Source organism: Stenotrophomonas sp. CFBP 13724, from assembly GCF_014841975.1.
GTDB classification, from domain to species: domain Bacteria; phylum Pseudomonadota; class Gammaproteobacteria; order Xanthomonadales; family Xanthomonadaceae; genus Stenotrophomonas; species Stenotrophomonas lacuserhaii.
Genome location: NZ_JACYUW010000001.1, coordinates 708937 through 735208, shown reverse-complemented (window position 1 = coordinate 735208; position 26272 = coordinate 708937). Strand labels below are relative to the sequence as shown.

23 protein-coding genes and 1 tRNA gene are annotated in these 26272 nt (G+C 66.9%); 12 read left to right on the top strand and 12 right to left on the bottom strand.

Annotated features, from left to right (window positions below):
* Positions 1–109: 109 nt before the first annotated feature.
* Positions 110–769: an energy transducer TonB gene (locus IFT63_RS03175; RefSeq protein ID WP_192083226.1), complete on the top strand. Its 660-nt coding sequence runs from the start codon at positions 110–112 to the stop codon at positions 767–769.
* A 183-nt stretch (positions 770–952) separates the two neighbouring features.
* Positions 953–3766 (top strand): TonB-dependent receptor, encoded by a 2814-nt coding sequence (locus IFT63_RS03170; protein ID WP_192083225.1) that lies wholly within the window; start codon positions 953–955, stop codon positions 3764–3766.
* Positions 3767–3848: 82 nt separating this feature from the next.
* On the opposite strand, the gene IFT63_RS03165 is transcribed toward IFT63_RS03170, so the two are convergent.
* The 10 genes from IFT63_RS03165 to IFT63_RS03120 all read right to left on the bottom strand — a co-directional run bounded on the left by IFT63_RS03165 (position 3849) and on the right by IFT63_RS03120 (position 12404).
* Positions 3849–4121: a hypothetical protein gene (locus IFT63_RS03165; RefSeq protein WP_192083224.1), complete on the bottom strand. Its 273-nt coding sequence runs from the start codon at positions 4119–4121 to the stop codon at positions 3849–3851.
* A 425-nt stretch (positions 4122–4546) separates the two neighbouring features.
* The gene (locus tag IFT63_RS03160; RefSeq protein WP_192083223.1) at positions 4547–5302 is read right to left on the bottom strand and encodes a hypothetical protein; all 756 of its coding nucleotides are present in this window, start codon (positions 5300–5302) and stop codon (positions 4547–4549) included.
* A gap of 76 nt (positions 5303–5378) precedes the next feature.
* Positions 5379–5455, bottom strand: a tRNA-Asn gene (locus IFT63_RS03155).
* A 22-nt stretch (positions 5456–5477) separates the two neighbouring features.
* Positions 5478–5948 carry a 23S rRNA (pseudouridine(1915)-N(3))-methyltransferase RlmH gene (rlmH, locus tag IFT63_RS03150; protein ID WP_057508755.1) on the bottom strand — a complete coding sequence of 157 codons (471 nt, stop codon included), beginning with the start codon at positions 5946–5948 and terminating at the stop codon, positions 5478–5480.
* Between the two features lie 71 nt (positions 5949–6019).
* A complete protein-coding gene (gene rsfS, locus IFT63_RS03145) occupies positions 6020–6445 on the bottom strand; it encodes a ribosome silencing factor (protein ID WP_042612238.1) in 426 nt (141 codons plus the stop codon).
* Between the two features lie 68 nt (positions 6446–6513).
* Positions 6514–7170, bottom strand: coding sequence for a nicotinate-nucleotide adenylyltransferase (nadD, locus tag IFT63_RS03140; protein WP_192083222.1), 657 nt, complete (start codon positions 7168–7170; stop codon positions 6514–6516).
* Positions 7171–7179: 9 nt separating this feature from the next.
* A complete protein-coding gene (gene holA, locus IFT63_RS03135) occupies positions 7180–8220 on the bottom strand; it encodes a DNA polymerase III subunit delta (protein ID WP_192083221.1) in 1041 nt (346 codons plus the stop codon).
* A 12-nt stretch (positions 8221–8232) separates the two neighbouring features.
* Complete coding sequence (gene lptE / locus IFT63_RS03130; protein ID WP_042612235.1) at positions 8233–8883, bottom strand: LPS assembly lipoprotein LptE; 651 nt, start codon at positions 8881–8883, stop codon at positions 8233–8235.
* Positions 8884–9050: 167 nt separating this feature from the next.
* On the bottom strand, positions 9051–11690 hold the full coding sequence (leuS, locus tag IFT63_RS03125; RefSeq protein ID WP_042612234.1) for a leucine--tRNA ligase: 2640 nt from the start codon (positions 11688–11690) through the stop codon (positions 9051–9053).
* Between the two features lie 99 nt (positions 11691–11789).
* A complete protein-coding gene (locus IFT63_RS03120; RefSeq protein ID WP_192083220.1) occupies positions 11790–12404 on the bottom strand; it encodes a DUF998 domain-containing protein in 615 nt (204 codons plus the stop codon).
* 116 nt (positions 12405–12520) lie between these two features.
* Between IFT63_RS03120 and trxA the strand changes: the two genes are divergently transcribed.
* From trxA to IFT63_RS03100, 4 genes are all read left to right on the top strand, one after another.
* Complete coding sequence (gene trxA / locus IFT63_RS03115) at positions 12521–13372, top strand: thioredoxin (RefSeq protein ID WP_192083219.1); 852 nt, start codon at positions 12521–12523, stop codon at positions 13370–13372.
* A gap of 168 nt (positions 13373–13540) precedes the next feature.
* Entirely contained in the window at positions 13541–15178 is a 1638-nt protein-coding gene (locus IFT63_RS03110) for a CHASE2 domain-containing protein (protein ID WP_342450431.1), read from the top strand.
* Between the two features lie 79 nt (positions 15179–15257).
* On the top strand, positions 15258–15728 hold the full coding sequence (locus tag IFT63_RS03105; protein ID WP_192083218.1) for a DUF4442 domain-containing protein: 471 nt from the start codon (positions 15258–15260) through the stop codon (positions 15726–15728).
* Positions 15729–15853: 125 nt separating this feature from the next.
* On the top strand, positions 15854–16513 hold the full coding sequence (locus IFT63_RS03100) for a protocatechuate 3,4-dioxygenase (RefSeq protein ID WP_192083217.1): 660 nt from the start codon (positions 15854–15856) through the stop codon (positions 16511–16513).
* 19 nt (positions 16514–16532) lie between these two features.
* On the opposite strand, the gene IFT63_RS03095 is transcribed toward IFT63_RS03100, so the two are convergent.
* A complete protein-coding gene (locus IFT63_RS03095; protein ID WP_192083216.1) occupies positions 16533–17846 on the bottom strand; it encodes a hypothetical protein in 1314 nt (437 codons plus the stop codon).
* A gap of 87 nt (positions 17847–17933) precedes the next feature.
* Here IFT63_RS03095 and IFT63_RS03090 point away from each other — a divergent pair, with 87 nt between their 5' ends.
* From IFT63_RS03090 to IFT63_RS03080, 3 genes are all read left to right on the top strand, one after another.
* Positions 17934–18614, top strand: a complete 681-nt coding sequence (locus IFT63_RS03090) for a DUF502 domain-containing protein (protein ID WP_042612229.1) — start codon at positions 17934–17936, stop codon at positions 18612–18614.
* Positions 18614–19387 carry a queuosine precursor transporter gene (locus IFT63_RS03085; RefSeq protein WP_192083215.1) on the top strand — a complete coding sequence of 258 codons (774 nt, stop codon included), beginning with the start codon at positions 18614–18616 and terminating at the stop codon, positions 19385–19387. Before IFT63_RS03090 ends, IFT63_RS03085 begins: the two co-directional genes overlap by 1 nt.
* Positions 19388–19482: 95 nt before the next feature.
* A complete protein-coding gene (locus IFT63_RS03080) occupies positions 19483–21378 on the top strand; it encodes a DUF885 family protein (RefSeq protein WP_192083214.1) in 1896 nt (631 codons plus the stop codon).
* A gap of 51 nt (positions 21379–21429) precedes the next feature.
* Here the strand turns inward: IFT63_RS03080 and IFT63_RS03075 are convergent, their stop codons facing one another.
* Entirely contained in the window at positions 21430–22995 is a 1566-nt protein-coding gene (locus tag IFT63_RS03075; RefSeq protein ID WP_192083213.1) for a hypothetical protein, read from the bottom strand.
* 146 nt (positions 22996–23141) lie between these two features.
* Here IFT63_RS03075 and IFT63_RS03070 point away from each other — a divergent pair, with 146 nt between their 5' ends.
* The 3 genes from IFT63_RS03070 (at position 23142) to metG (ending at position 26269) form a co-directional block, all read left to right on the top strand.
* Positions 23142–23549, top strand: coding sequence for a VOC family protein (locus IFT63_RS03070; protein WP_192083212.1), 408 nt, complete (start codon positions 23142–23144; stop codon positions 23547–23549).
* A gap of 94 nt (positions 23550–23643) precedes the next feature.
* Positions 23644–24087, top strand: coding sequence for a DUF2147 domain-containing protein (locus IFT63_RS03065; protein WP_042612224.1), 444 nt, complete (start codon positions 23644–23646; stop codon positions 24085–24087).
* Between the two features lie 97 nt (positions 24088–24184).
* Positions 24185–26269 carry a methionine--tRNA ligase gene (gene metG / locus IFT63_RS03060; RefSeq protein ID WP_192083211.1) on the top strand — a complete coding sequence of 695 codons (2085 nt, stop codon included), beginning with the start codon at positions 24185–24187 and terminating at the stop codon, positions 26267–26269.
* Positions 26270–26272: the final 3 nt, after the last annotated feature.

The following is a 26272-nucleotide window of genomic DNA, read 5'->3' as shown; positions in this document are numbered from 1 at the left end:
CGAACGCGCCTGCCCCGCTGGGCAGGCCGCGCTTCCCGCGCTATTGCTGGTCCACCGGCACCCACCGGCCCCGATGACGTCCCCCTGCTGGCTTGCATGGAGGTGAACCATGGTTCGTACGTACCCGGTAGTCCCGCTCCGCTTCGACCCCGCCCGCATCGCTGCATGGAGCACCGCCATCGCGCTGCACGTGCTGGCCTTCATGCTGCTGGTCATCCCCGCCGCCTACGTGGCTGCCCCCCTGCCACGTGAGGCCCCGCAGATCCGCTGGATCACCCCGGACAAGCCACTGCCGCCCACGCCGGTTCCGCCGGAAGTCGTCCAGCAGGTCGCACCGCCGCAGACCGTGGTGAAACCCCAGCCGACGCACCTGCCGACCCCCACCACCGTCACCGAACAGGTCCCGGCCTACGCCGTGCCCGCCGCCGAACCGCAGCCCGCCCCCGTTCCGAGCGTGCCCCTGCAGACCGCTACGCCTACCCGCAGCGGCCCTGGCGTACAGCTGCGGTACCGCTCCGCCCCGCCGCCGGCCTACCCCATCGCCGCCCTGCGTGGCCGTGAGCAGGGCACCGTCCTGCTGCGGGTGGAAGTCAGTGCCGAGGGCCGCCCCACTGCGGTTTCCATCGAACGCAGCAGCGGTTCGCGTGCGTTGGACCTTGCTGCGCGCCAGCAGGTGCTGCGCCAGTGGCGATTCGAACCGTCCATGCAGGACGGCGTGGCCACGTCCTCGGTGGGCCTGGTGCCGATCGAGTTCTCCTTGCCAGAGTAAGGCGCGACAGGGGGTGACGGATGTCACCCCCTGTCCTGCTTCCTGACGCACGTCACAAAGCGGTCCCGATTAAGCAAAATTTCACTCTTGCGTCACCTGAAAGAAACCTAGATTGGCGACATCGCGGGGCAAGGGGGCCTGCGGTAGGACACGCCACTACGTATTCCCAGTCAGGAGAGAGCTGTGAAATACCCGACCCTTCCACGTGCCAGCCGCCGCACGTCGCTTGCCACGTCCATCACCCACGTCCTTGCTGGCAGCGCCCTGCTGATCGCGGCCGCCGGATCCACCACGGCCTTCGCGCAGGACCCCGCCACCAATCTGGACCGGATCACCGTCACCGGCTCCAACATCCCGCGCACCAATACCGAAACCCCCTCGCCGGTACAGGTGGTCACCCGCCAAGAGATCGACCGTACCGGCAAGACCACGGTCGCCGAATACCTGCAGACCCTGACTTCGGACGGCTCCGGCTCCATCCCCAAGACCTTCGGCAACGGCTTCGCCGGCGGCGGCGCCGGCATTTCGCTGCGCGGCCTGGGCGCTGGTTCCACTCTGGTGCTGTTGAACGGACGGCGCATGGCCACCTATGGCCTGGCCGATGACGGACAGAAGGTCTTCACAGACCTCAGCACCATCCCGCTGGATGCCGTGGAGCGCGTGGAAGTCCTGAAGGACGGCGCGTCGGCGACCTATGGTTCGGACGCCATCGCCGGCGTGGTGAACATCATCCTGCGCAGTGACTTCGAAGGCGTGATCCTGCGCGGCTCCTATGGCTTGTCCGGCGACAGTGACGGCGATGCGCGCAAGGCCACTCTGACCGCCGGTACCGGCAATCTGTCCGAAGATGGCTGGAACGCCTTTGCCAGCATCGACGTGGGCAAGTCCGATGGCATCCGCGTAAGCGACCGCCGCAACCGCGACTGGATCGGCACCGGCGACCTGCGTCGCTGGGGCTACAGCGCCGGCGGCAGCCAGTTCCTTGGTGGCGCGATCACCGGCAACGGCAGCGGCGGCGGCAACTCGCCGACCGGCAGCATCTTCAACCCGACCACCGGCCTGCTGGAATCATTGCCCGGGTGTTCTGGCCTTTCCAGTGTCGCCCCGCAGGATCCAGGCGGCGGCTGCCTGTGGGACATGGCCGACTACCGTGACCTGAGCCCGGAAGAGAAGTACGTCAACGTATTCGGACGTGCGACCTTCGCCTTCAACGACAGCGCCGAAGCCTACGTGGAAATGGGCTACTCCAAGAAGGAAACCACCTTCAACAACACCCCCTCCAACGTGTCCGGGGCGTGGGGTTATCCCGGTGGCCCGGTCAACGCCAACAGCGGCCCCGGCGCCACCGTACTGGCGGTCGGGCATCCCGACAACCCGTACGGCGAACCGGTGCGCGTGCGCTACAACGCCTTCGACGTCGGCCCGCGCAAGACCAACAACGACAACGAGTTCATCCGCTTCCTGGCCGGGGTAAAGGGCACCTGGGGCGAATGGAGCTACGACACCGGCTACCTGCATTCGTCCACCAACCTGGTCAACAAGCGCGACGGCTTCCTGCGTTACAGCGCCGTGCAGTGCGTGCTGGGCGACCTGGCCTGCCCGGCCGGCACATGGAACATCGGTGCCGGCGCGGAAGGCAATCCGCAGAGCCTGTACGACTACATTTCCCCGACCATCCAGGCCACCGCCAAGAGCAGCCTGGACATGTTCGACTTCAAGGTGAACCGCTCGCTGATGGACCTGGCTGGCGGCCCGCTGGGCCTGGCGCTGGGCACCGAATGGCGTCGTACCACCAACAGCCTGTCGCCGCAGACGTACACCGATACCGGCGACATCATCGGCCTGGGCTTCTCCTCCTATGACGGTACCCAGAACGTCTACGCCGCGTATGCCGAGCTGGCCGCGCCGGTGCTGGAGTCGTTGGAACTGACCGCCGCCGCGCGCTATGACAAATACGAAAGCGGCGATGATTCGGTGACTCCGAAGGTGGGCTTCAAGTGGACCCCCATCGACTGGATCGCCGTGCGCGGTACGTATGCCGAAGGTTTCCGTGCACCGAACCCAGCCGAAAACGGCGACGGTGGCCTGGCCGCGTTCTCCAATGCGCTTGATCCGGTCCGCTGCCCGGGCGGCACACCGGCCCCGGGTGGTACCCAGGACGATTGCGGCCAGCAGCCGGTGGCGATCATCACCCGCCCCAACCCGCTGCTGGAAGCCGAAGAGTCCAAGAGCTACTCGCTGGGCATCGTGCTGCAGCCGACCCGCACCACGTCGATCACGGTGGACGCATGGCGTATCAAGCGCAGCAATGAAATCGCGCAGGGTTCGACGGCCGATGCCATCGCATCGGGCAACGTGCTGCGCGATACCGACCTGCTCAACGGCGTGCCGGGCACCGGCTCGATCCTGGCCATCAACACGAATTACGTGAATGCCAGTGCGTCGAAGGTGGAGGGTATCGATACCGATATCCGCCAGGACATCCCGCTGGGCACGGCGGGCGACCTGCGGCTGGACCTGCAGTGGAGCCATACCAGCAAGTTCGAGCGTACCGAGGGTGACACCACCCACGAATACGCCGGCACCCACGGCAACTGCGATGTCACCAACTGCATCGGCACGCCGAAGGACCGCATCAACTTCGGCGCCACCTGGAACTACCACGACTGGTCGGTCAGCGGCATCGTCAACTACATCAGTTCGATGGACAACCTGGCCGAAACCGGCGGCACCAAGGAAGACGACTGCCTGAACTTCCGCGCCGATGGCAGCCCGGCCCCGGGCAACTGCGAGGTCGCTTCGTTCACCACCTTCGATCTGTCGGCCAACTGGAAGGCGATGGATGGACTGGAGATCTTCGGTTCGGTGGCCAACGTGTTCGACCGCACCGCACCGCTGGATCCGGCCACTTACGGTGGCATCAACTACAACCCACTGCACTTCAGCGGCGCCATCGGCCGCTACTTCACGGTGGGCGCGAAGTACACGTTCAACTGATCCATTTCACTGCGTGATGTGACCAAGCCCGGGCCTCGTGCCCGGGCTTTTTTCTGGGCGCGCGCATCGGCCCGCGGTATGACTAACGGCGACGCGTGGATCGGAGGACGCGCGCGATGCACCCCAGCACGCACCCTGCCCCCACGCCCAGCAGCGCGCCGTGGCCGGGCGCGGCACCAAGCAGCCAGGCGAGCGGCATGCCCACGACCAAGCCGGCAAGGCCGAACCAGGCGACATCCCGATTTCGGGCCCGCTGACGCGAGGCCGCCGTCAATGCCGCGGAACGGTACTGTTGTGCCTGCAGGTGGGGGTCGAGCACCGCCTCTGCGATGGCGGCGGCTTGTTTTTTCTCCATGAGATACTGCTCCTGATGCCGATGCTGGCCGCTGAAGCCTACCGCCGAGCATGGCTCGGCGCTACCGGGGCAGGCACATGCGCTGGGTGACCTCATGGCTGGATTTCGGCGACCTACGGCGGCATCAACCACAACCCGCTGCAATTCAGTGGCGCCATCGGGCGTTACTTCACGGTGGGCGCGAAGTACACGTTCAACTGATCGGCTTCACTGTGTGATGTGACCAAGCCCGGGCCTCGTGCCCGGCCTTTTTTCTGCACCCGAGGGCGCGTTGCTTGGTAGCGCCGGGCCATGCTCGGCGGAAACGTCCGTGGCTCCCGAGGGCCGCTCATCGACGTCGCCGGGAGCCTGTGGTTTCTGGCTGCGGCAGCCTACCGCCGAGCATGGCTCGGCGCTACCGGGGCGGGCACATCCGCCGCATTACCTCATGGCTGGATTTCGGCCAGTGCGCGGCGCAGCGGTGCGTCGGACACCTGGATCGGGCCATGGAAGGGCACGCTCATGTCCAGTACGAAATACACCGAGGTGGCGATCAACGCGGCGGACACCAGGAACATGCCGACCACCATCGGGTTATGCGGGGCGCGGTAACCGAAGCTGCCGTAGATCAGCGTCAACCATGCCATCAGCATCCAGATGATCAACCGCGGCACGCTGGCTTCGGACTGTTCGACGATGCTCCATCGCTGCAGCACGACGGTCTGGTACTGCTGTCGTGCATCGGCCAGCAGCCCCTCGTGGAAACGATCCGACGGTGCGATGCGGTCCAGCGCGCCACCGACCTGGTCCAGTGCGTTGGCCGCGGGGTCGTGATGATGGACGAGGGCGTCGTCGCTGCGCGCGGGATGGGCGATGGCGGTCTCGATGTACTCCCTGAGCCGCCGCCGGGTCTCCTCGGTTTCCACCCCGTACGTCCGCAGCGAGCGGTCGAACATGATCAGGCTGGTCGAAAAACCGTGCACGTTCGAATCGATGGTTTCAAAGGTATTCTTCGACGAATTGATCAGCAGGCCGAACACCAGCGAGGTCATCACCACGAAGATATTGGCCACCAACCGCAGGACCGTATTGGTTTCATCGTCGCGGTGCCGGGCCGAGAGCCGCGGATACAGGTACATCATGCCGATCGACGCCGCGCTCAGGCAGGTGAAGACGATACCCGCTGTGATGATTTCACCCATCGTAACGCTCCAGCCAAGGATGGACGCAGCATGCCACACAAAAAAAACCCGCATCTCGCGATGCGGGTTTTCAAAATGGCGCCCGAAGTTGGACTCGAACCAACGACCCCCTGATTAACAGTCAAGTGCTCTAACCGGCTGAGCTATTCGGGCAGACGACCAGTATAACGACTCTTCACGCGCGATGGTAGGGGTGGTTGGCCAACATCGCCGCGGCGCGATACAGCTGTTCGGCGACGACCAGGCGCACCAGCATGTGCGGCAGGGTCAATGGGCCGATCGACCATTTTTCATCCGCCAGCGCCGACACCTCCGACGAATGCCCCTCCGGCCCGCCGATCAGGAACGCCAGGTCCCTGCCCTGTCCGCGCCAGTGCTCCAGCCGCTGCGCCAACTGTTCCGAGCTGAGCTGTCGGCCGGGAACGTCCAGCGCCACCACGTAGGCATTCTTCGGCAGCGCGGCAATCACCCGCTTGCCTTCGTCATCGGTCGCACGGCGCGCATCGCGGCCCTTGCCACGCAGGCCCGGCTCGATCTCCACCAGCTCGAACGGCAGCCAGTGCGAGAGCCGCTTCTGGTATTCGGCAAAGCCCTGCGCCACCCAGCTGGGGGCGCGTTCACCGGTGGCGATCAGTCGCGCTTTCATCAGGCATCCTCATAACGTCCAACGGCGCCATCGGCGCCGTCGGGGTACACCACAGGCAGCAGGTCGGTCGATCAGACCTCGTCGTCCTGGCCTTCTTCTTCTTCATGCTGGCGACGCTGGTCACCCACCGTCCACAGGCGCTCCAGTGCATACAGTTCGCGCACGCGCGGCAGCATGACATGGACCACGACATCCCCCAGGTCGACCAGCACCCACTCGGCTTCGCGCTCGCCTTCAACACCCAGCGGCATCATGTCCAGCTTCTTGGCGAAGCGGACAACTTCCTCGGCGATGGACTTCACGTGACGCGACGAGGTGCCCGATGCGATCACGAAGTAATCGGCGACGCTGGACTTGCCACGTACGTCGATGGTGACCACGTCCTTGGCTTTCAGTTCTTCGGTCGCGTCGGTCACGCAGGCCAACAGCTGCTCCACGGAGGGCGGCGGGTTGGGCAGTTCGACCTTGATGGTCTGGGGTTGGGGCTGGTTGCTCAAAGCGGGTCGACTCGATAAACGTAGGGGGGATTATACGTGGGACCGGCGCGGGAGGCATTCACCGAGGGTCAGCAGCCGTAAAGCCGATGTTCGGCGATGTAATCAGCCACCGCCGGTGGCACCAGCGGCTGCCACGGCCCGCCGGCGGCGATGCGGGCGCGGACCTCGCTGGCCGACTCGCTGCGCAGCGGCTGATGCAGGCGCAGCACACGCCCTGCCGCTGCACCTTCAAGGTCCTTCGGCTGGTCGGTCCAGCGGCCGTGCAGTGCCTGGCCCAGCACGCCCTCCACCACCTGCGGCAAGCTGCTGCCGGGGCGCTCGGCGACGATGAAATGCGCCAGCCCGAACAGGTCCTGCCAGCGATGCCAGGTGGCGAGCGACAACAGGCTGTCCGCCCCCACCAGCCACGCCAGCGGCGTATCCGCGCCGAAGGCCTGCCGCAGTTCGGTCAGGGTATCCACGGTGTAGGACGGACGTTGCGGATGGCGGGCGGCGCGCTCCAGTTCGTAACGGTCCAGCAGCAATCCGGCTTCATCGGCAAGCGCCAGCTGCAGCATCCGGCAACGTTGCTCGGCGCTGGCGCCGGGTGCCGGACGGTGCGGTGGGTCGGCCGCCGGCAGCAGCCGTATCGGCAGGTTCAAGGCATCGCGTGCGGCTCGGGCAATGGCAAGATGCCCGTTGTGCACCGGATCGAACGTACCGCCGTAATAGATGCGAAGGCCCATGGCCAGCGCTCAGGCACGCGCCAGCAGGCGTACCGCGCGTGCTTCGGACACCGCCACCAGCAGGCGTTCCAGCGCCAGCCACGGATCGCCGTCGGCGCGCCCCTTGGCAATGCGGTCCACCAGCCCGGCTTCGGCAACGAAGCGCTCCCAACGCTTGGCTTCCGGGTGCCGCTGCAGCGCGCGCTTGTACGGCGCTTGGCGGGACTCCCAGATGCCGCGTGATTTCATTTCCGCGGCCAGGTTGCCGCCCCGCGCCTGCACCTGGGCCAATGCAGCGCCAGCCAGCAGTTCGCGGATGACGATCGGCATCAGGGCGGCCACCGCCTCGCCTTCGGCGCGCAGCCCGGCCACCATCCGCAGCACCGCGGTGGGCTGGCCGGAGAAAGTCGACTCCACCAGCCGGAACACGTCATAGCGGGCCGCATCGGCGACCAGCGCGTCCATCTTTTCCACGTCCAGCACCTGGCCGGATTCGACCAGCAGGGCCAGTTTGTCGATTTCCTGCGCGGCCGCCAGCAGGTTGCCTTCCACCCGCTCGGCCAGCCGCTGCACCGCTTGTGGATCGGCACGCAGGCCCTTGCCACGCAGGCGGCGCTCGATCCACTCAGGCAGCTCGTGCGGCTTGATCGCCCACGCTACCGAGATCACGCCGGCACGGCCCACGGCATCGGCCCACTTGCCCTGGTGCGACTTGCTCCATTCGTTGGCGGTGATCAACAGCACCACGTCCGGCGGCGGCGAGGCGCAGAAGTCACTGATGACCTCGGCACCCTCCTTGCCCGGCTTGCCATTGGGCAGACGCACTTCGATCAGGCGGCGTGCGCTGAACAGGCTCGGTGCGTTGAACCCGGCCTGCAGCCGTCCCCAGTCGAAATCGCGCCCATCGGCATCGAATACTTCGCGTTCGCTGATGCCCTCGGCGCGCGCTTTCGCCCGCACCGCATCGGCCGCTTCCAGAATGCGCAGGGTTTCAGGCCCGGCAATCAGGTAGACGGGCGCCAGCGGCTGCCCACCGGTGGCGCTGGCCAACTGCTCCGGGCGCAGTTCCATCCGGGTGCCGGCTCAGTCCTGCACCGGCGGGGCGGCCGGTTCGGGGACAGGCTTGGCGGTCGGGATGGTGGTCTTGATGGCGGGGACGCCGGCCGGCGCCGGGCCTGCCGGAATCGCCTGGCCGTCGACCGCCTCGACCGGGGCCGAAATGCTGCGGCCTTCGCGCAGTTCATTGCGCACCACGCTGTCGATGCGGCGGATGATCGAGGCCGACATTTCACGGCGCAGCTCATCAGCCAGGATCTCGCGCTCGGTGGTGGTACCGGTGGCGTCGGTCGGCGGGGACACGTAATCGCGCGACAGCTCGATCACCTGCTGCGGTACCAGTTCGCTGCCGTCTTCGCGGCGGAAGATGAAGATCACCGCGTAGCGCAGGCTGTATTCCTGCGCACGGCCCTGCGCGTCGATGGCGATCGGCAGGTCACCCCAGCGTTCGGACAGCACCTGCAGCTGCGCGGCCGGCGCGGTCGAGTCGTCGTCGGCCAAGGTCGCCCCGGAGGCCAGCAGGCTGCGTCGCAGCAGCTTGGCCAGCTCGCTGTAAGGTGCGGTCGAGACCACCTTCACTGCTGCCGTATCAGCCGGCAGCATCAGCTTGTTGCGCATGTGGAAGCCGCAACCGGCCAGGCCGAGGGCGAAGAGAAGGGCAAGCAGGATTCGGGTCATGGACACAGTCTGTAGTAGCCGGGCGGCTGCGGCAATACAGCCTGCCCGATGAGGCGTGAATGACGGTTGATCATCGGGGCCTGGGAAGGCGGTGACGACCAACGGTCGTCACCCACCAGGGCTGGGTGTCACCCACCGGCGCTTGGCGTCAGCCGGCGCGACCGGGGTCAGCCGACGACGATGTTCACGATCTTGCCGGGCACGATGATGATCTTGCGCACGGTCAGGCCCTCCATGAACTTGGCGGCGTTCGGTTCGGCCACCGCCAGGGCTTCGATCTGCTCGCGCGCCGCGTCGGCGGCGACCTCGATCGTGCCGCGCAGCTTGCCGTTGACCTGCACCGCCAGGGTCAGTGCATCGCGTACCAGGGCAGCTGGGTCGGCCTGCGGGAAGAGCTGGTCTTCCAGCAGCGTCTGGCCATGACCCAGCACCTGCCACAGCGCATGGCTGGCATGCGGGGTGATCGGGTTGAGCATCAGGACGATCGCCTGCAGGGCTTCGTGGCGCACCGCCCGGCCCTGCGGCGTGGCGTCATCGAACTTGGCCAGTGCATTCATCAGTTCCATTACCGCGGCAATGGCGGTGTTGAAGCTGTGGCGGCGGCCATAGTCGTCGCCGACCTTGCCGATGGTTTCATGGGTCTTGCGGCGCAGCGTCTTCTGGCCGGCGTCCAGCGCGGACACGTCCAGCGCCGGGGCCGCACCGTCGGCGGCATGCTTGTGCACCTGCGCCCACAACCGGCGCAGGAAGCGCGCCATGCCGTCCACGCCGGCTTCGTTCCACTCCAGCGACTGTTCCGGCGGTGCGGCGAACATCGAGAACAGGCGCACGGTGTCGGCGCCGTACTTGCCGACCATGGTCTGCGGGTCCACCCCGTTGTTCTTCGACTTGGACATCTTCTCCGTGCCGCCGACCACGACCGGCTGGCCGTCGGCCACCAGGGTGGCGCCGGTGATGCGGCCACGCTCGTCGCGCTGCACGTCCACGTCGGCCGGGTTGATCCAGTCCTTGGACCCGTCCGGGTTGGCGCGGTAGTAGGTTTCGGCAATCACCATGCCCTGGCACAGCAGGTTGCGCGCCGGCTCGTTGCTGTCCACCATCCGCGCGTCACGCAGCAGCTTGTGATAGAAGCGGAAGTACATCAGGTGCAGGATCGCGTGCTCGATGCCACCGATGTACTGGTCCACCGGCAGCCAGTAGTTGCCGCGCTTGTCCACCGCATCGCGGGCACCCGGGGACGTGTAGCGGGCGTAGTACCAGCTCGATTCCATGAAGGTATCGAAGGTGTCGGTCTCGCGCTCGGCCGCGCCGCCGCAGTCCGGACAGGTGGTCCTGCGCCATTCCGGATCGGTCTTGATCGGCGAACCGGTGCCCGAGAAGGCCACGTTTTCCGGCAATACCACCGGCAGCTGCTCTTCCGGCACCGGCACCGCGCCGCACTTGTCGCAGTAGATCACCGGAATCGGGCAGCCCCAGTAACGCTGGCGGCTTACACCCCAGTCGCGCAGGCGGTAGTTCACGCGGCGCTGGCCCTGGGCCTTGCGCTCGAAGCGTTCGGCCAAGGCTTCGAAGGCGCCCTGGAAATCCAGGCCATCGAACTCGCCGGAATTGACCAGCTCGCTTTCGCGGCTCTTGTCGCTGTACCAGTCCTGCCAACGGCTGGCGTCGTACGCGGTTTCGTCCTTGCGCAGCGATTTCAGTGCGATGACCTGGCGGATCGGCAGGCCATACTTGTTGGCGAATTCGTTGTCGCGCTGGTCATGGCCCGGCACGGCCATCACAGCGCCGGTGCCGTAGCCCATCAGCACGAAGTTGGCCACCCACACCGGCACCTGCTCGCCGGTCACTGGATGGATGGCCTTCAGGCCGGTATCCATGCCGCGCTTTTCCTGGGTTTCCAGTTCCGCCTCGGACACCCCGCCCTGCTTCAGCCCGGCCAGCAGTTCAGCCAGCTGCGGGTTGTTCCTGGCCGCATGCAGCGCCAGCGGATGTTCGCCGGCGATGGACACGAAGGTCACGCCCATCACCGTGTCCGGGCGGGTAGTGAACACGCGCAGCGGGTCCAGCGTGTTGCCCTCGGCATCACGTACGGCGAACTGGATCTCCAGCCCTTCCGAGCGGCCGATCCAGTTGCGCTGCATGGTCTTTACCGATTCCGGCCAGCCATCCAGTTCGTCCAGTCCGTCCAGCAGCTCCTGGGCGTAATCGGTGATGCGCAGGAACCACTGCGGGATCTCGCGCTTTTCCACCAGCGCACCGGAGCGCCAGCCGCGGCCGTCGATGACCTGCTCGTTGGCCAGCACGGTCTGGTCGATCGGATCCCAGTTGACCACCGCGTTGCGGCGGTAGGCCAGGCCCTTGCGCATCAGGCGGGTGAACATGCGCTGCTCGTGGACGTAATAGTCCGGGTTGCAGGTGGCGAACTCGCGCGACCAGTCGATGGCATAGCCCAGCGACTTGAGCTGGCTGCGCATGTGGTCGATGTTCTTGTAGGTCCACTTGGCCGGCGCGGTCTTGTTCTTGATCGCGGCATTTTCGGCGGGCAGGCCGAACGCGTCCCAGCCCATCGGCTGCAGCACGTTGTGCCCGGTCATCCGCTTGTAGCGGCTGATCACGTCACCGATGGTGTAGTTGCGCACATGGCCCATGTGCAGCGCGCCCGACGGGTACGGAAGCATCGACAGGCAGAAGTACTTCGGCTTGTCCGAGGTCTCGTTGACTTCGAAGGCACGGGTACCGTCCCAGAACTGCTGGGCGGCGGATTCAACCTGCTGCGGGTCGTAGGCGTTGGGTTCGACGCTGGTCATGGAACACACAAGTGCGGCGGCAAAGCGGCACAGGGTACCGCAGTGCGGCAAAAGCCTCCAATCCGGCCGACAGGCGGCCCCCCGACCGCTCCCGGCGGCTTACCGGCGGGTCTCGGCCGGGCCCAGCAGGCGCAGCCCCAGCAGCAGCCATGACGCCCACGCCGCAAAGGTAAGCCGCTGCGCCAGCGGTGCAGGCACCACGCCCTGCAGGGCGAAAGCGGTGACCGCCGCGACCAGCCCGCAGCCCAGCGCCAGCCGCGCCAACGGCGGCGATCTGCGCCAGCTGCCGACGCCCAGCATCAGCGTGCCGGCAATGAACGCCAGTGCCCACACCATCCATGCGCTGGCATGCGCCTGGCTGGCCGGGCCGTCCAGGTCCTGCACGTCCAACGGGAACAGGCCCATGCCGACGAAGGCCAGTCCGGCCAGCACCAGCAGCTGGCCGGCCACCCGCAGCAGCCAGCTGCTGCCGGCCGGCAGGCGCGCCAGCAGGCACAGCGCCATCGCCGTGGCGAGCAGGCCCGGCAGCACCCAACCCAGCAGGTTGAAGCCGAGTGCATGGGCGATGCCGCCCGCCCCAAGCAGCGCCACGGGATGGCGCCCCTGCTCGAAGCCGTCCAGCGCAACGCCGAAACCGGCCACGGACAGCACCCACCCCACCGCCGCGGCGGGACCGAGCAGGTTCTCGAGACGGCGCGGAAGCAGGGTCGGCATGGAGCGGCACTCGGGAAATCGGGGACCCTATTGTGGAACATCGAACCGGCGGTGGGTTGAAGCCGCAAGCGTCCGCCACCATAGAATCGATCTCCCGCCGTAGATCCAGAGTTTCCATGAGCGAACTGCCGAACGTATTCGACGCTGTCACCCAAACCTTCGAAGCCGAAGTGCTGCAGAAGTCCCTGCAGACGCCGGTACTGGTCGATTTCTGGGCGGCCTGGTGCGAGCCCTGCAAGACCCTCGGACCGCTGCTGGAAAAGCTGGCCGGTGAATACAACGGTGCCTTCCAGCTGGCCAAGGTGGACGTGGACAAGGAACAGCAGATCGCCGCGGCGTTCCAGATCCGTTCGGTGCCGACCGTGTTCCTGGTCAAGGGCGGCCAGCTGGTGGATGGTTTCCCCGGCGCAGTGACCGAAGGCCAGTTGCGTGAGTTCCTGGCCCAGCACGGCATCGCCCCGGCCGAGCCGGTGGCCGAAGCCGAGCCGGAGCCGCTGGATGCGCAGGCGCAGGTCGACGTGCTTCGCGCGCAGATCGCGGCCGAACCGGGCAAGGACGAGCTGCGTCTGGACCTGGCCGTCGCCCTGCTGCAGATCGGCGGGGTGGACGAAGCCCGCACCCTGATCGATGGACTGCCGGCCAACCTGGCCACCGATGACCGCGCCGTGCGCGCCCGCGCCCGCCTTTCGTTCGCTTCGGCCCTGAAGGATGCACCGGCCCCGGAAGCGCTGGAAGCGCGCATCACGGCCGATGCTGGCGACCTGGCCGCCCGCCACCTGCGCGGCGTGCAGTTGCTGCTGGCAGGCGAAGACGCGGCGGCGCTGGAGCAGTTCCTGGAGATGCTGCGGGTGGATCGCAGTTTCCAGGACGGCCTGCCGCGCAAGGCGTTGATCGATGCCTTCAACGTGATCACCGACCCCGCATTGGTCAGCCAGTACCGGCGGAAGATGGCCGCGCTGCTGTTCTGAAGGTAAATACGTTCAGAACCGGCCTGCGGCCGGCACGCGATACTGATCCGGTGGCGTCCTAGACGTCACGGTTCATTCGGGGGAATGAAACCCGGCCAGCCGGCCGAGGGCATCGCTCCACCGATCTTTCCCGGGGGAGGATCGCGTGATTGCTGAAGGGGTAACCCCATGCGGCTGGCGGCGGCGATGAAGCGGCAGCCGCTGGCCTGGCGCTATCGGCTGCTGCTGGCGCTGCCTGCCGGGCTGGCCGCTGCTGCCGCCAGCCATGGCCGATGGCTGGGCGCAGTGGACGAGGCGATCTTCGATCACTACGTCGCCCGCTGGAGTTACCCAGCCGACCCCAGCCTGCTGATCGTCGCCATCGATGAGGCAAGCCTGCAGCAGATCGGCCCGTGGCCCTGGCCCCGCAGCGTGCACGCGCGCCTGTTGGACCGGCTGACCCAGGCCGGCAGCAAGCGGGTGCTGCTGGACCTGCCGTTGTCCGAACCTGACCGTCATGCGGGCGCCGACGCCGCCCTGGCGGCGGCGATCGCGCGCAACGGCCAGGTGGTGTTGCCGGTGCTGGCGGTACCGGCCCGCGACGGCCGGTTGGCCGAAGAACGGCTACCCATTGCACGGATGACCGCCAATGCGGCCGCGCTGGGCCACGCAGAGGTGCACGTCGACGCCGATGGGGTGGCACGCGGTATTTTCCTGCATGCCGGCATCGGATCAGCCCATTGGCCAGCGCTGGGCGTCGCACTTGCCGACCTGCCCGAGCGCAAGAAGGGCCTGCCGGTTCGGCAACAGCACGCCGCGCCTTTCCAATGGGTCGGCGACGACTACGTCCGCCTTCGATACGCGGGGCCACAGGGGGTCCCGCAGCTGTCCTATGTCGAGGTGCTGGAAGGTCGGGTGGCGCCCTCCCTGCTGCACGGCCGGCGCGTCCTGGTGGGGCCTGCCGCCCCTGCCATCGCTCCGCGCCTGCGTCCCCCAGGCGCAGGCGGATCCGGAATCAGCGCAACCGGATTCCAGGCCCACGTAGCTTCGATGCTGCTGCAGTCACGCAGGCTGCAGGTCATGGCAGGGACCTGGCAAGACGGCATCAGCGCGCTGGTGGTGGCGCTTTGCGTGCTTGGGGTCTGTGGCGGGCGCACCGCCACCGTGGTGGGCGTGATGGTCGGGCTGGTCCTGCCCTTGCTGCTTGCGTTGGGATTGTTGCGGTCCGGCAACCTGTGGTGGGCGCCCGCGGCCGCGTGGGTCGTGGCGCTCGCTTGCATCACGGCAGTCGCCGCGTGGTCGATCGCCGGATGGCGTCGACGGGCCGGGCTGGACACGCTCACCGGGCTGGGTAACCGGCAGCGCTTCGACCACACCCTGCAGCAGGAGCGCGAGGCCGGGCAGCGCGCGCGCAGGCCGCTCACCGTCGTATTGATCGAGGTGCAGCGCGGCATGGGCCACCCCCTCCGGCCCGGTCATCGCGCCGACGAGCAGGTGCTGGTCGCGGTCGCCCGGTTGGTGGCCGCCCATGCCCGCCGACCACGCGACGCCGCTGCCCGCGTTGGCGACGATGCGTTGGCGATGATCCTTCCCGATACCGCGCCGGGCGGTGCCCTCCAGGTGGCCGAGGACCTGATCGACGATGTACGTCGGCTTGCCTCTGCCGCGACCGATCCGGCCGCCTCGAAGGTGACCCTCAGCATCGGCGCATTCTGCCGGGTGCCGGACCCGGAACTGTCCGTGCAGGCGTTCGTGGCCGGCGCAGGCGCCGCACTGCATCGGGCCAAGGCGAATGGCCGCGACGGCTATGTACTGGATGAGGGCTGAAACCCCGCCCTCCCCATCAGACTTTTCCATACGCACCCGCATGGTTACACTGGCCTCCCCACTGCGGCGCCGGTCCACCATGAAAGCCAGCCTGTTCCGCCACGGCATCAATCTGTGGCCGCCCTTCCTGTTCGCCGGCATCCACGTAACCCGGGTGTCGCCGGATTACCGCGACATCGTCGTCGAACTGCGCATGCGTCCGTGGAACCGGAACTATGTCGGCACCCATTTCGGCGGCAGCCTGTTCGCGATGACCGATCCGTTCTGGATGCTGGGGCTGATGAACAACCTGGGCCGCGACTACTACGTCTGGGATCGCGCCGGCGAGATCGAATTCCTGAAACCCGGCCGCGGGACGGTACGTGCGACCTTCCGCATCGATGACGCAATGCTCGCGGAAATCCGCTCGGCCGCTGCCGATGGCAGCAAGCAACTGCGCTGGTACAGCAACGACGTACTGGATGCTTCCGGAGAGGTGATCGCACGCGTGCGCAAGCAGGTCTACATCCGGCTCAAGCCGCAGGCGCGCGGCGGCGCAATTGTCGATTGAGGCGAGTACCGCCGAATCGAACGCTTGTGCTTATACCGAGATGGAGCACACGGCACCGCATCGCGGCATATCGATGATGAAGTGCGGCGCACATGCGGTGCGCCGATCCTCATCGGAGAAACGAAATGTCAGCAACGATCAGCAGACGCCACGCCCTGCAGGCCGCCGGGTGGGCGGCCACCGCCCTGTTCACCACCACCACCGCCGCGCAGCAGCAACGCCGGATCACCGTGGAGGACATCATGGGTCCGTACTATCCCATCCAGCGACCGCTGGACGAGGACGCGGACCTTACCCGCGTCGATGGACAGCCGGGCGTTGCGCAGGGCACCCGGATCGACCTGCGTGGACGCGTCGTCGACACCCTGGGCCAGCCGGTGGCAGGCGCCTGGATCGAGATGTGGCAGGCCAACACCCACGGGCGCTACGCGCATGCCACCGACGCCAACGAGGCTGCGCCGCTTGACCCTGCGTTCCAGGGGTTTGGTCGACAGGAAACCGACGCGGAGGGGAGGTTCCGCTTCCTGACCATCGTCCCCGGAGCGTATCCCATCGGGACCGGCCCGGATCAGTTTCGCACGCGGCACATCCACTTCGACATCCGCGGCCAGCATGATCGCCTGGTGACGCAGATCTATTTCAGTGGCGAGCCACTCAATGACAGCGACCTGCTCTACCAGGCGCTGTCTGCCGAAGATCGCGAGACCGTCACCCTGCTGCCGCGCAGCGTGGGGGAGGATAAACCGTTGGAAGCAGAGTGGACGGTGGTGCTCGCCACAGGCTGACACCTGCGCAGGGTCCGCCTCACTTCGCAGCTTGCCGTGAGGGTTCTGGATCCCAGCGCAGCGGCACCCTCAGCAGGCGGTCGTCGGGCGAGCGCGAGGTGTCACGCCGCGCGACTTGAAGCCAGCGCCCCTCGGCATCCGCATGGGGAGCGCGGGTTGCCGAACGTAGCGCCACCGGCAGCCTGGCCAGCGCATCGGCGGGTGAATCCGACCGCGTGCGCAGCCACTGCTGCGCCGCCAGCAGCCGCACCATCGCGGCGGCGTCCTGGCTGCGGTCGGCATAGCGCAGGTAAAGCTGCGCGGGGATATCGCTCATCGCGCAACCTGCCAGGTTGGCTACGCAGTCAAAGCCGCGCGTGGCCGGCGTGGGCGTCTCGATCTGCCTGTCCTCGCCCAATCGCTGCTGCTGTGCGGGGTCGCACGCCCATGCATGCGCCGTGGCGATGCGCGCAAGGGAGCGCTCGGGATCCAGCACCAGCACTGAACCCGGCGATCGCACAGAGTAATGCATCGCCATGTCGGCGTAGCGCATCTCGCCCTGCAGCGGTCGGCACAGGCTGGTTTCGGCCGCCGTCATCGGCCGCAGCGCCGCGCTGCAGGCAGCGGGAAGCGAGGCGTCGCGCGGCAGTTCGGCCAGCACCTCGCCCAGCACGCCACCATTGAGTTCCACCATGGCCATGCCGACACTGCTGGCAAGCAGTGTATCGCTGCCGGACAGCAGACGGCGGCCAGCGAGGAGGCCGCTGCACAGACCCTGCAAGGCACCGGCGGTATCGCCCTGGACATGGGCCAATGCGTGCGCGGTGACCGGATCGGTCATTCCATTCAACGCGGGGAACGGGAGCATGATCGCGGCGACCTGGCTGTCCCATGGGCTGGTGAAGTGCGCGGATGCCGCCGTCTGCGCCACGCGTGCATGCAGGCCTGCATGCCCGGCGTGGGCCTGGGCGAAACGCTGCGGGTCGCTGCGCACCTGCTCCAGGCAGGTGCCGGTGGGGCCGCTGCAGTGGCGTCCTTGTGGATACGCCGCGCGTGGATGATCGCCTTCGGCACTCATCCGCACGCCGCCGGCCAGGTCCGGATCAACCTGCCAGCGCGCGGCGTCCACCGCCATCGCCGCCGCGCGGGAGCGGTCGTCCATGCCATCGAAGTCCAGCATCCACAACAACGCATAGCCGTTGCGGCCTTCGACCGGGACCTGCGTGCGCATCAGCGCCAACGCGCGGCGCTGGTTGTCGGGCATCGGCCAGAAATGCGATGCACACCACAGCAGCACCGCCGCCGCCAGCACGCCCAGCACGCTGACCACCGACCACTTCACCCCCTTTGCCATCCTCGACACCATCGCAACCCACCTCCCTGCCACGTCCTATGACACAGCAGAGCCTAACCGGCGGCACGCGACCGCTACAATGCGTCGATGTCACTCCCAGCTCCCACTCTCACCCCCCGCCCTTCCCTGCAGCGGCTGTTCCTGACCGGCCTGCTGACCCTGCTGCCGATCTGGCTGACCTGGGTCGTGGTGAAGTTCGTCTTCGTGCTGCTGTCCGGCATCTCCAGTCCGCTGGTGGTGGCGATGTCCGAACCCATCGCCACACGGTTCCCGCACTACCTGGGCTGGGTCCACGTCGAATGGATCCAGAACGTGGTGGCGCTGCTAGCCACCCTGCTGGTGATCCTGGCCGTGGGCGTGCTGAGCCGCCGGGTGGTGGGCCAGCGACTGCTGCGCTGGGTCGGCGCGGTGATCAAACGGATTCCGCTGGCCAGCATCATCTATGACAGTGCCAAGAAGCTGCTGGACATGCTGCAGACCGAGCCGGGCACCACCCAGCGCGTGGTGCTGATCGACTTCCCGCACCGTGACATGAAGGCGGTGGGCCTGGTCACCCGGGTCATCCGCGAACAGGGCACCGGCCGCGAGCTGGCGGCGGTGTACGTGCCGACCACGCCCAATCCGACCTCCGGTTACCTGGAGATCGTGCCGGTGGAACTGCTGACGCCGACCGACTGGACCGTGGACCAGGCGATGAGCTTCATCATCTCCGGCGGTGCCGTCGCGCCGGAAACCGTGCCGTTCACCCGCGCCGGCGAACGCGGCTGATGAGCGCGCGGCCGCTGCAGGACCGTGCGGTCCTGCTGTTCATCGCGCTGGCCGCGTTCTTCTGCGCCAACGCGGTGCTGGCCGAGCTGATCGGGGTGAAGATCTTCGCGCTGGAAGACACCCTCGGCATCGCACCGCTGGACTGGAACCTGTTCGGCCAGACCGGCTCGCTCAGCTTCACCGCCGGCACGTTGCTGTGGCCGGTGGTGTTCGTCATGACCGACACCATCAACGAGTTCTTCGGCAAGCGCGGCGTGCGCTTCATTTCGTGGCTGGCGGCGGTCCTGATCTGCTACGGCTTCCTGTTCGCCTACGCGGCGATCTCGCTGGCACCGGCCGGCTGGTGGGTCGGCTCGATGAGCGCGCAGGGCGTGCCGGACTACCAGGCGGCGTTTGCCGTGGTTTTCGGCCAGGGTATGTGGACCATCGCCGGCTCACTGGTCGCTTTCATGGTGGGCCAGCTGATCGATGTAGCGGTGTTCCACCGCATCCGTCGCGTGACCGGCGAACGCCATGTCTGGCTGCGGGCCACCGGATCAACGGCCGTGTCACAGCTGATCGACAGCTTCGTGGTGATCTGGATCGCCTTCGTGCTGGGGCCGCAACAGTGGCCGACCTCGCTGTTCCTGGCAGTCAGCAGTGTCAATTACGTTTACAAAATGGGCTTCGCCATTGCCCTCATTCCCTTGCTGTACCTGATGCGGCATGCGATCACGCAATACCTGGGTGCGGACCGGGCACAACAGCTACGGGCCGACGCGGCAGCTGACTGAGCGACAACGCGGCGTTTCCTGACTGCGCGCTCGATGCTGGCCGTATGCGTCTAGATCGTGCAAGCTCCACGGTCTGTGTTCCACGGAAATGTCCGATGCCCCAGCTTGCCCGCGCCCTGGCAGTCGCACTTGCCTCGTTGATGCTGTTCAGCGCCGCGCCGCCGGCCGAAGCCGCCAAGAAGAAAGCCACCCGCCCTGCGGCGGCGCAGACCCGCCAGGCGACCAAGCCCAAGGCCAGGCCGCGTGCACGCCCGGCAGCTGCGGCCGGCCGGCAGGCCGCGGCTGCACCGGCCAGCAAGGCGACCCAGCTGGAGCGCCTGTACGACGAGTACTGGGACGCGTCGATGCGGCTCAATCCCCTGCAGGCCACGTTCCAGGGGGACGCGCGTTACAACGGCGAGCTACCGAATATCCTGTCTGCGGCCTGGCGCCAGCAGTCGCATGACTTCACTACGCAATGGCTGGGCAAGGTGGAAAAGATCGGCAGCAGCGGCCTGCAGGGGCAGGATCTGCTGAGCTATGAGATCTTCGTCCGCGATGCCAAGGCATCGCTGGCAGCCGAGCAATACCCCTCGTGGATGCTGCCGATCAGCCAGTACTACAACCTGGGCAGCATCATGGCCATCCTCGGCGCCGGCGCGGGGGCGCAGCCGTTCAATACGGTCAAGGACTACGACGACTGGTCAAAGCGTTCGCTGGGCATCCCGGCCCTTTTCGAACAGGCCACCGCGAACATGCGCCAGGGCATGGCCGCCGGTGTGGTGCAGCCGCGCGACCTGATGGAAAAAGTGCTGCCGCAGCTGGATGCGGTGATCAAGCCGACTGCCGAAGAAAGCATCTTCTGGACGCCGATCCGGACCATGCCGGACACCATCCCGGCCGAAGAGAAAACCCGCATCAGCGCCGAGTACAAGCGCATGATCGAGTTCCGCCTCATGCCCGCCTACCGCGCGCTGCGTGGGTTCATCGCCACCGAGTACCTGCCCGCCACGCGCGAAACCGCGGGCCTGGGCGCCTTGCCCAATGGCGCGGCGTGGTACGCCGGCACGCTGCGCCAGGCCACCGCCACCGCCCAGGACCCGGCCCAGCTGCATGCCTGGGGCGAACAGCGGGTGCAGGCCCTGCATGCACAGATCGCCGCGGTGATGAAGGACAACAAGCTGCGCGGCAGCGAAGCCAAGCTGCTGCAGCGGATGCGCAGCGACAGGCAGTTCCAGTACACCGATGCCAATGCGCTGCTGGGCCGTTACCGGCAGGTGCAGCAACAGGTGGCCGCGAAACTGCCCAGCGTGCTGCAGACCCTGCCCAAGGCCGCGCTGGAGATCCAGCCGGTGGAAGCCGACCGCGCCGCTTCCTCGGCAGCGGCGTCCTACCAGCCCGGCGTCAACGGCAGCCGCCCCGCCGTGCTGTCGGTGAACACCAGCAACCTGCCCGCACGCAAGCGCTGGAGCGTGCCCATGCTGTACCTGCATGAGGCCGTGCCGGGCCATCACGTACAGCTGGGTCTGCAGCAGGAAATCGAAAAGCTGCCCCGTTTCCGACGTCTCGGCGGCGACCTGGCCTTCGTGGAAGGCTGGGGCCTGTATGCCGAATCGCTGGGCGAGCCGCTGGGGCTGTACGCCGATCCTTACGACCACATCGGCTACCTGCACGCCGCGCTGACCCGCGCGGCGCGGGTGGTGGCCGATACCGGGATCCACGCGCAGGGCTGGAACAAGAAGCGCGCGGTGGAGTATCTGGAGCAGAACACCGGCATGGCCGTCGATGATGCCAACGCCGAAGTGGAACGGATGATGGCCCAGCCCGGACAAGCGCTGTCCAACGTACTGGGCGAGGCGAAGATCGTGGAGCTGCGCGACCGCGCCCGGCAGGCGCAGGGCGGCGCCTTCGACCTGCGCGCCTTCCATGCCGAACTGTTGAAGGACGGCTCGATGCCGCTGGATATCCTGGAACAGCGGATGAGCCGCTGGCAGGCGCAGCCCGGCCGCTGATGGGGCCGGATCCCGCTGCCGCAGGGCACGGGATCCGGCACAGGCCAAGGGTCAGAAGTAGACGCCGACCTCCTCTTTCAATTGCTGGTTGCGGCGCAGGGCGGCTTCCACCTTGCGATGCAACGCTTGCAGCTGCTGCAGCTGAAGGAGCGCCTCGCCCACGCCCGGCTCAGCCGGCTCGTCGTCCCGGCCAAGATCGGCCCAGAAGGTTTCACCGATCTCGGCATGGGTCGGCTGGCCATACCGATCTTCGTGGAGCTCAGAATGCACCACGAACCCGCTGTCATCGGCAGCAGTCAAGACGCGCGGCGTTGTGGACGTGGCCAGGCGTGGGCGTGGGCCTGCGTTGTCGCTGATCCGGTCCGGCGATATCGACTGCTTGGATTGATTCTGCCTCCACTTCCCATCGTGCTCTTTGGTCAGGAAGAACGCGTCTGTCACTGATACCGACTCGCCCGACTCGGCATCAACCTCGAGCACACGGCTGGTTTCGATCTCATCAAATCTCACGGTTCCCCGGCGCCCCTGCGGACTCATCACCTGCTCGGCATCCTCCTCTTCAAGCGCTGCGTTTCCGCGCAGCATCGCTTCCCTGCGAAGCCTGGCCAGTTCTGTGCGCGGCATCGTCCCGAACAGTTCGGACGGGTGGAACGGATCCTCGTCGTGCTCCTCGTGGATCATCGGAAGCTCAGTGCCGCGCGGACGCTGCGCGTCAGCCAGCACGCCGGGTTCTCCGTCCATGGTGCGATCTTCTTCCAGCGGCTGCGGGTCGATCAACCCGGCCCCTATTCCAGCGGCACGCTGCTGGTGCTCCATCTGCTCCAGCAGCTCGGTCACGTTCCACGGATCATCGGCGGACACCGGTTCGTCATCCTGCAGCAGCGACATCGATGGCACGGTTGCCGGCTCCGCGGCCGCTGCAACATCCATGGCCGCCGCCGGCGCTGGCGGGCGCACCACCTTCGCCATACCAGCAGGCGTTGCTGGCGGCTGGTTGCGAAAATACGCGAGCATCTGCGTCACTCTGATGGTGGACGGCCTCACCACGCCCTGGTCAGGATCGGCGCGTCCCGCGCCAGGTAACTTGCCCTGTTGCTGCAGATGACCGACGTAGTCCTTCCAGTCACCGGCATCGGCTGCTGCATGGGTCGACACGCCGGTCGCTGGCGAGACCGGAGCCGAGCCAGCTCCCGCAGCCACGGTCGCGGGCCCTGGGCGAACCAACGGGTCGACACCGGCACGCGTTGCCGACGGTTGATTGCCAAGATACGCCAGCATCTGCTTCACCTTGACGTTCGGCGTGCTCATGACGCCCTGGTCAGGATCCGCGCGTCCCGCGCCGGGCACCGTGCCCTGTTGCTGCAGATGACTGACGAAGTCCTTCCAGTCACCGGCATCCGCCGCTGCATTCGCCGCTGGCGCAGCCGATGCATGTGGCGAACCGGGTACAGCCGGCGCTGGCTCCAGCGTGCGCTTCTGGAGCAAACCGTGTTGTTCGGACGGTGGATTGCTGACCGCCAGCATGGACGGCAGCGCATTCGGTACAGGTGGCTTCGCCGCCAGTTTGACCGAAAGAAACGACGTGTATCTCACCGGGTCATCGGTAATGGCGGTCATAACGGTTCTCTGCGATCGGAAGAGACCCTAGGCTGCCTCCCCCCGCGTCCAGCGGCTTTCGCTTTTCGTCCTTCTGGCAACGGGGTGGCGGCTGCGTCCAGAGGCCTGATCTGAGATCATGGCCAGCCTTCCCTGGTGCACGCCCCATGTCCCACGGCCTGCAAGGCATTCACCACGTCGCGCTGATCTGCGCCGACTATGCGCGTTCGCGCACGTTCTATGTCGATGTGCTGGGCCTGGCGGTACTGGCCGAGCATCACCGGGCCGCACGCGACTCCTGGAAACTCGACCTGGCCTTGCCCGATGGCAGCCAGCTGGAGCTGTTCTCCTTCCCCAACCCGCCGCCGCGCCCCAGCCGGCCCGAGGCGCAGGGGCTGCGCCATCTGGCCTTCCGGCTGGAGGCGCTGGAACCGTTCATCGCGCACCTCGCCCGGCACGGCGTGAAGTGCGAGCCGATCCGCGTGGACGAGTACACCGGCCGCCGCTTCACCTTCTTCGCCGATCCGGATGACCTGCCGCTGGAGCTGTACGAAACGGCGGAGCCTCTGCGGTAGTGACGGCCCTTGCACCATACCTACCCGGATGGGTATACAGTCGGCACAGGCCGGCACCCGCGCCGGCGTTGAACCAAAGCCCTGGGAGGGGACCATGCGCAAGACCTTCAAGACCCTGCTGCTGGCGCTGCCGCTGTGCGTGGCCGCGCTTTCAGCGAACGCCGCCGATTCGGCGGTGGGCCGCTGGAAGACCATCGATGACAAGACCGGCAAGGTGAAGTCGATCGTGGAGATCACCCAGGCGGGCAACGGCACGCTGAGCGGGAAGGTGGTCGACATCCTGCAATCGGACAAGGGGCCGAACCCGGTCTGCAGCGACTGCAGCGGCACCAACAAGGACAAGCCCGTGCGTGGCATGACCATCCTCTGGAACCTGAAGTCCGACGGCACCGCCAGCTGGTCCGGCGGCACCATCCTGGACCCGGCCAACGGCAAGACCTACAAATCCAAGATGAAACTGCAGCCCGGTGGCACCCGCCTGGACGTGTCCGGCTGCGTGGCTTTCATCTGCCGCGCCCAGACCTGGCAGCGCGAGTAAGCGCAGGCGGTCACGGAGGTCGGATCGCCCTTTTCTGGAAGGCCATCCGACCCCCTTGTGCGATAATCCGGGATTCCCCTCGCTGCACGCCGTGACCATGACCCGTACCGCGCTCGTCACCACCGCCCTGCCCTACGCCAACGGCCCGCTGCACCTGGGCCACCTGGTGGGCTACATCCAGGCTGATATCTGGGTGCGTGCGCGGCGAATGAGCGGCGGGACCACCTGGTTCGTCTGTGCCGACGACACCCATGGCACCCCGATCATGCTGGCCGCCGAAAAGGCCGGACTGACCCCGGAAGTGTTCATCGCCGGCATCCAGGCCGGCCACGAGCGCGATTTCGCCGCCTTCGGGGTCGACTTCGACCACTACGATTCGACCAACTCGGCTGCCAACAAGGCGCTGACCGAATCGTTCTATTTGAAGCTGGAAGCGGAAGGCCACGTCAGCCGCCGCTCGGTCGCGCAGTTCTACGACCCGGCCAAGGGCATGTTCCTGCCGGACCGCTACATCAAGGGCATCTGCCCGAACTGTGGCAGCGCCGACCAATACGGCGACAACTGCGAAGTCTGCGGCGCCACCTACAGCCCGACCGACCTGAAGGAGCCGAAATCGGTGATCTCCGGAGCGACTCCGGAAGTGCGCGATTCCGAGCATTTCTTCTTCGAAGTGGGCAAGTTCGAAGGCTTCCTGCGCGACTGGCTGGGCGGCGATGTCGCCCTGCCCGGGGTCAAGGCCAAGCTGATGGAATGGATGAACGCCGATGGCGGCCTGCGCGCGTGGGACATCTCGCGCGATGCGCCGTACTTCGGCTTCGAGATCCCCGGCCACCCGGGCAAATTCCTGTATGTGTGGCTGGATGCACCGATCGGCTACCTGTCCAGCTTCCAGACGCTGTGCGCGAAGACCGGCGTGGATTTCGAATCGCACCTGCGCGCCGGCACCTCCACCGAACTGCACCACTTCATCGGCAAGGACATCGTCAATTTCCACGGCCTGTTCTGGCCGGCGGTGCTGCATGCCACCGGCCACCGCGCGCCAACCCGACTGCACGTCAACGGCTACCTGACCGTGGACGGGGCGAAGATGAGCAAGTCACGCGGCACCTTCGTGATGGCGCGGACGTTCCTGGATGCCGGGCTGGAACCGGAAGCGCTGCGTTACTACTACGCCGCCAAATCCTCCGGCGGGGTGGACGATCTCGACCTGAACCTGGGCGACTTCATCGCCCGCGTCAACGCCGACCTGGTGGGCAAGTTCGTCAACTTGGCCAGCCGCTGCGCCGGCTTCATCAGCAAACGCTTCGATGGCCAGCTGGCCGCGCAGCTGCCCGACCCGGCGCAGTACCAGCGTTTCGTCGAGGCCCTCGCGCCGATCCGCGAAGCCTACGAGCGCAACGATCCGGCCGCCGCCATCCGCCAGACGATGGCGCTGGCCGACGAAGCCAACCGCTACATCGACGACGTAAAGCCGTGGGTGATCGCCAAGCAGGAAGGCGCCGATGCGCAGCTGCAGTCGGTGTGCACCCAGGGCCTGAACCTGTTCCGGGTGCTGGTCACCGCGCTCAAGCCGGTGTTGCCTGCCACCTCGGCGCAGGCCGAAGCCTTCCTGGCCGCACCGGTCAGCGACTGGACCGCACTGGCGCAGCCGCTGCTGGCGCATCGCATCAACGACTACGTTGCGCTGTTCACCCGAATCGACCCGAAGAAAATCGACGCCATGACCGACGCCTCCAAGGACACCCTGCAGCCGATCGCCGCTGCCCCTGTTGCCGCTGCCGCACCTGCCGCCAAGGCCGAAGCCAAGCCTGCTGCTGCCATGAGCGCGGCGCAGGGCGACGCCGCGCCGGCATACATCGGCATCGACGACTTCGCCAAACTGGACCTGCGCATCGGCAAGGTGCTGGCCTGCGAATTCGTGGAGGGCTCGGACAAGCTGCTGCGCTTTGAACTGGATGCCGGCGAGCTGGGCACCCGGCAGATCTTTTCCGGTATCCGCGCCAGTTACGGCGAACCGGAAAAGCTGGTCGGCCGCAGCGTGGTGTTCATCGCCAACCTGGCGCCGCGCAAGATGCGCTTCGGCCTGAGCGAAGGGATGATCCTGTCGGCCGGTTTTGACGGCGGTGCCCTGGCACTGCTGGATGCCGACAGTGCCGCGCTGCCAGGCATGCCGGTCCGCTGACCT

Coding starts and splice junctions, on each gene's coding strand:
- IFT63_RS03175 (WP_192083226.1), top strand. CDS start 110: ATGGTTCGTACGTACCCGGTAGTCCCGCTCCGCTTCGACCCCGCCCGC.
- IFT63_RS03165 (WP_192083224.1), bottom strand. CDS start 4,121: ATGGAGAAAAAACAAGCCGCCGCCATCGCAGAGGCGGTGCTCGACCCC.
- IFT63_RS03160 (WP_192083223.1), bottom strand. CDS start 5,302: ATGGGTGAAATCATCACAGCGGGTATCGTCTTCACCTGCCTGAGCGCG.
- rlmH (WP_057508755.1), bottom strand. CDS start 5,948: ATGAAAGCGCGACTGATCGCCACCGGTGAACGCGCCCCCAGCTGGGTG.
- nadD (WP_192083222.1), bottom strand. CDS start 7,170: ATGGGCCTTCGCATCTATTACGGCGGTACGTTCGATCCGGTGCACAAC.
- holA (WP_192083221.1), bottom strand. CDS start 8,220: ATGGAACTGCGCCCGGAGCAGTTGGCCAGCGCCACCGGTGGGCAGCCG.
- lptE (WP_042612235.1), bottom strand. CDS start 8,883: ATGACCCGAATCCTGCTTGCCCTTCTCTTCGCCCTCGGCCTGGCCGGT.
- leuS (WP_042612234.1), bottom strand. CDS start 11,690: ATGACCAGCGTCGAACCCAACGCCTACGACCCGCAGCAGGTTGAATCC.
- IFT63_RS03120 (WP_192083220.1), bottom strand. CDS start 12,404: ATGCCGACCCTGCTTCCGCGCCGTCTCGAGAACCTGCTCGGTCCCGCC.
- trxA (WP_192083219.1), top strand. CDS start 12,521: ATGAGCGAACTGCCGAACGTATTCGACGCTGTCACCCAAACCTTCGAA.
- IFT63_RS03110 (WP_342450431.1), top strand. CDS start 13,541: ATGCGGCTGGCGGCGGCGATGAAGCGGCAGCCGCTGGCCTGGCGCTAT.
- IFT63_RS03105 (WP_192083218.1), top strand. CDS start 15,258: ATGAAAGCCAGCCTGTTCCGCCACGGCATCAATCTGTGGCCGCCCTTC.
- IFT63_RS03100 (WP_192083217.1), top strand. CDS start 15,854: ATGTCAGCAACGATCAGCAGACGCCACGCCCTGCAGGCCGCCGGGTGG.
- IFT63_RS03095 (WP_192083216.1), bottom strand. CDS start 17,846: ATGGCAAAGGGGGTGAAGTGGTCGGTGGTCAGCGTGCTGGGCGTGCTG.
- IFT63_RS03090 (WP_042612229.1), top strand. CDS start 17,934: ATGTCACTCCCAGCTCCCACTCTCACCCCCCGCCCTTCCCTGCAGCGG.
- IFT63_RS03085 (WP_192083215.1), top strand. CDS start 18,614: ATGAGCGCGCGGCCGCTGCAGGACCGTGCGGTCCTGCTGTTCATCGCG.
- IFT63_RS03080 (WP_192083214.1), top strand. CDS start 19,483: ATGCCCCAGCTTGCCCGCGCCCTGGCAGTCGCACTTGCCTCGTTGATG.
- IFT63_RS03075 (WP_192083213.1), bottom strand. CDS start 22,995: ATGACCGCCATTACCGATGACCCGGTGAGATACACGTCGTTTCTTTCG.
- IFT63_RS03070 (WP_192083212.1), top strand. CDS start 23,142: ATGTCCCACGGCCTGCAAGGCATTCACCACGTCGCGCTGATCTGCGCC.
- IFT63_RS03065 (WP_042612224.1), top strand. CDS start 23,644: ATGCGCAAGACCTTCAAGACCCTGCTGCTGGCGCTGCCGCTGTGCGTG.
- metG (WP_192083211.1), top strand. CDS start 24,185: ATGACCCGTACCGCGCTCGTCACCACCGCCCTGCCCTACGCCAACGGC.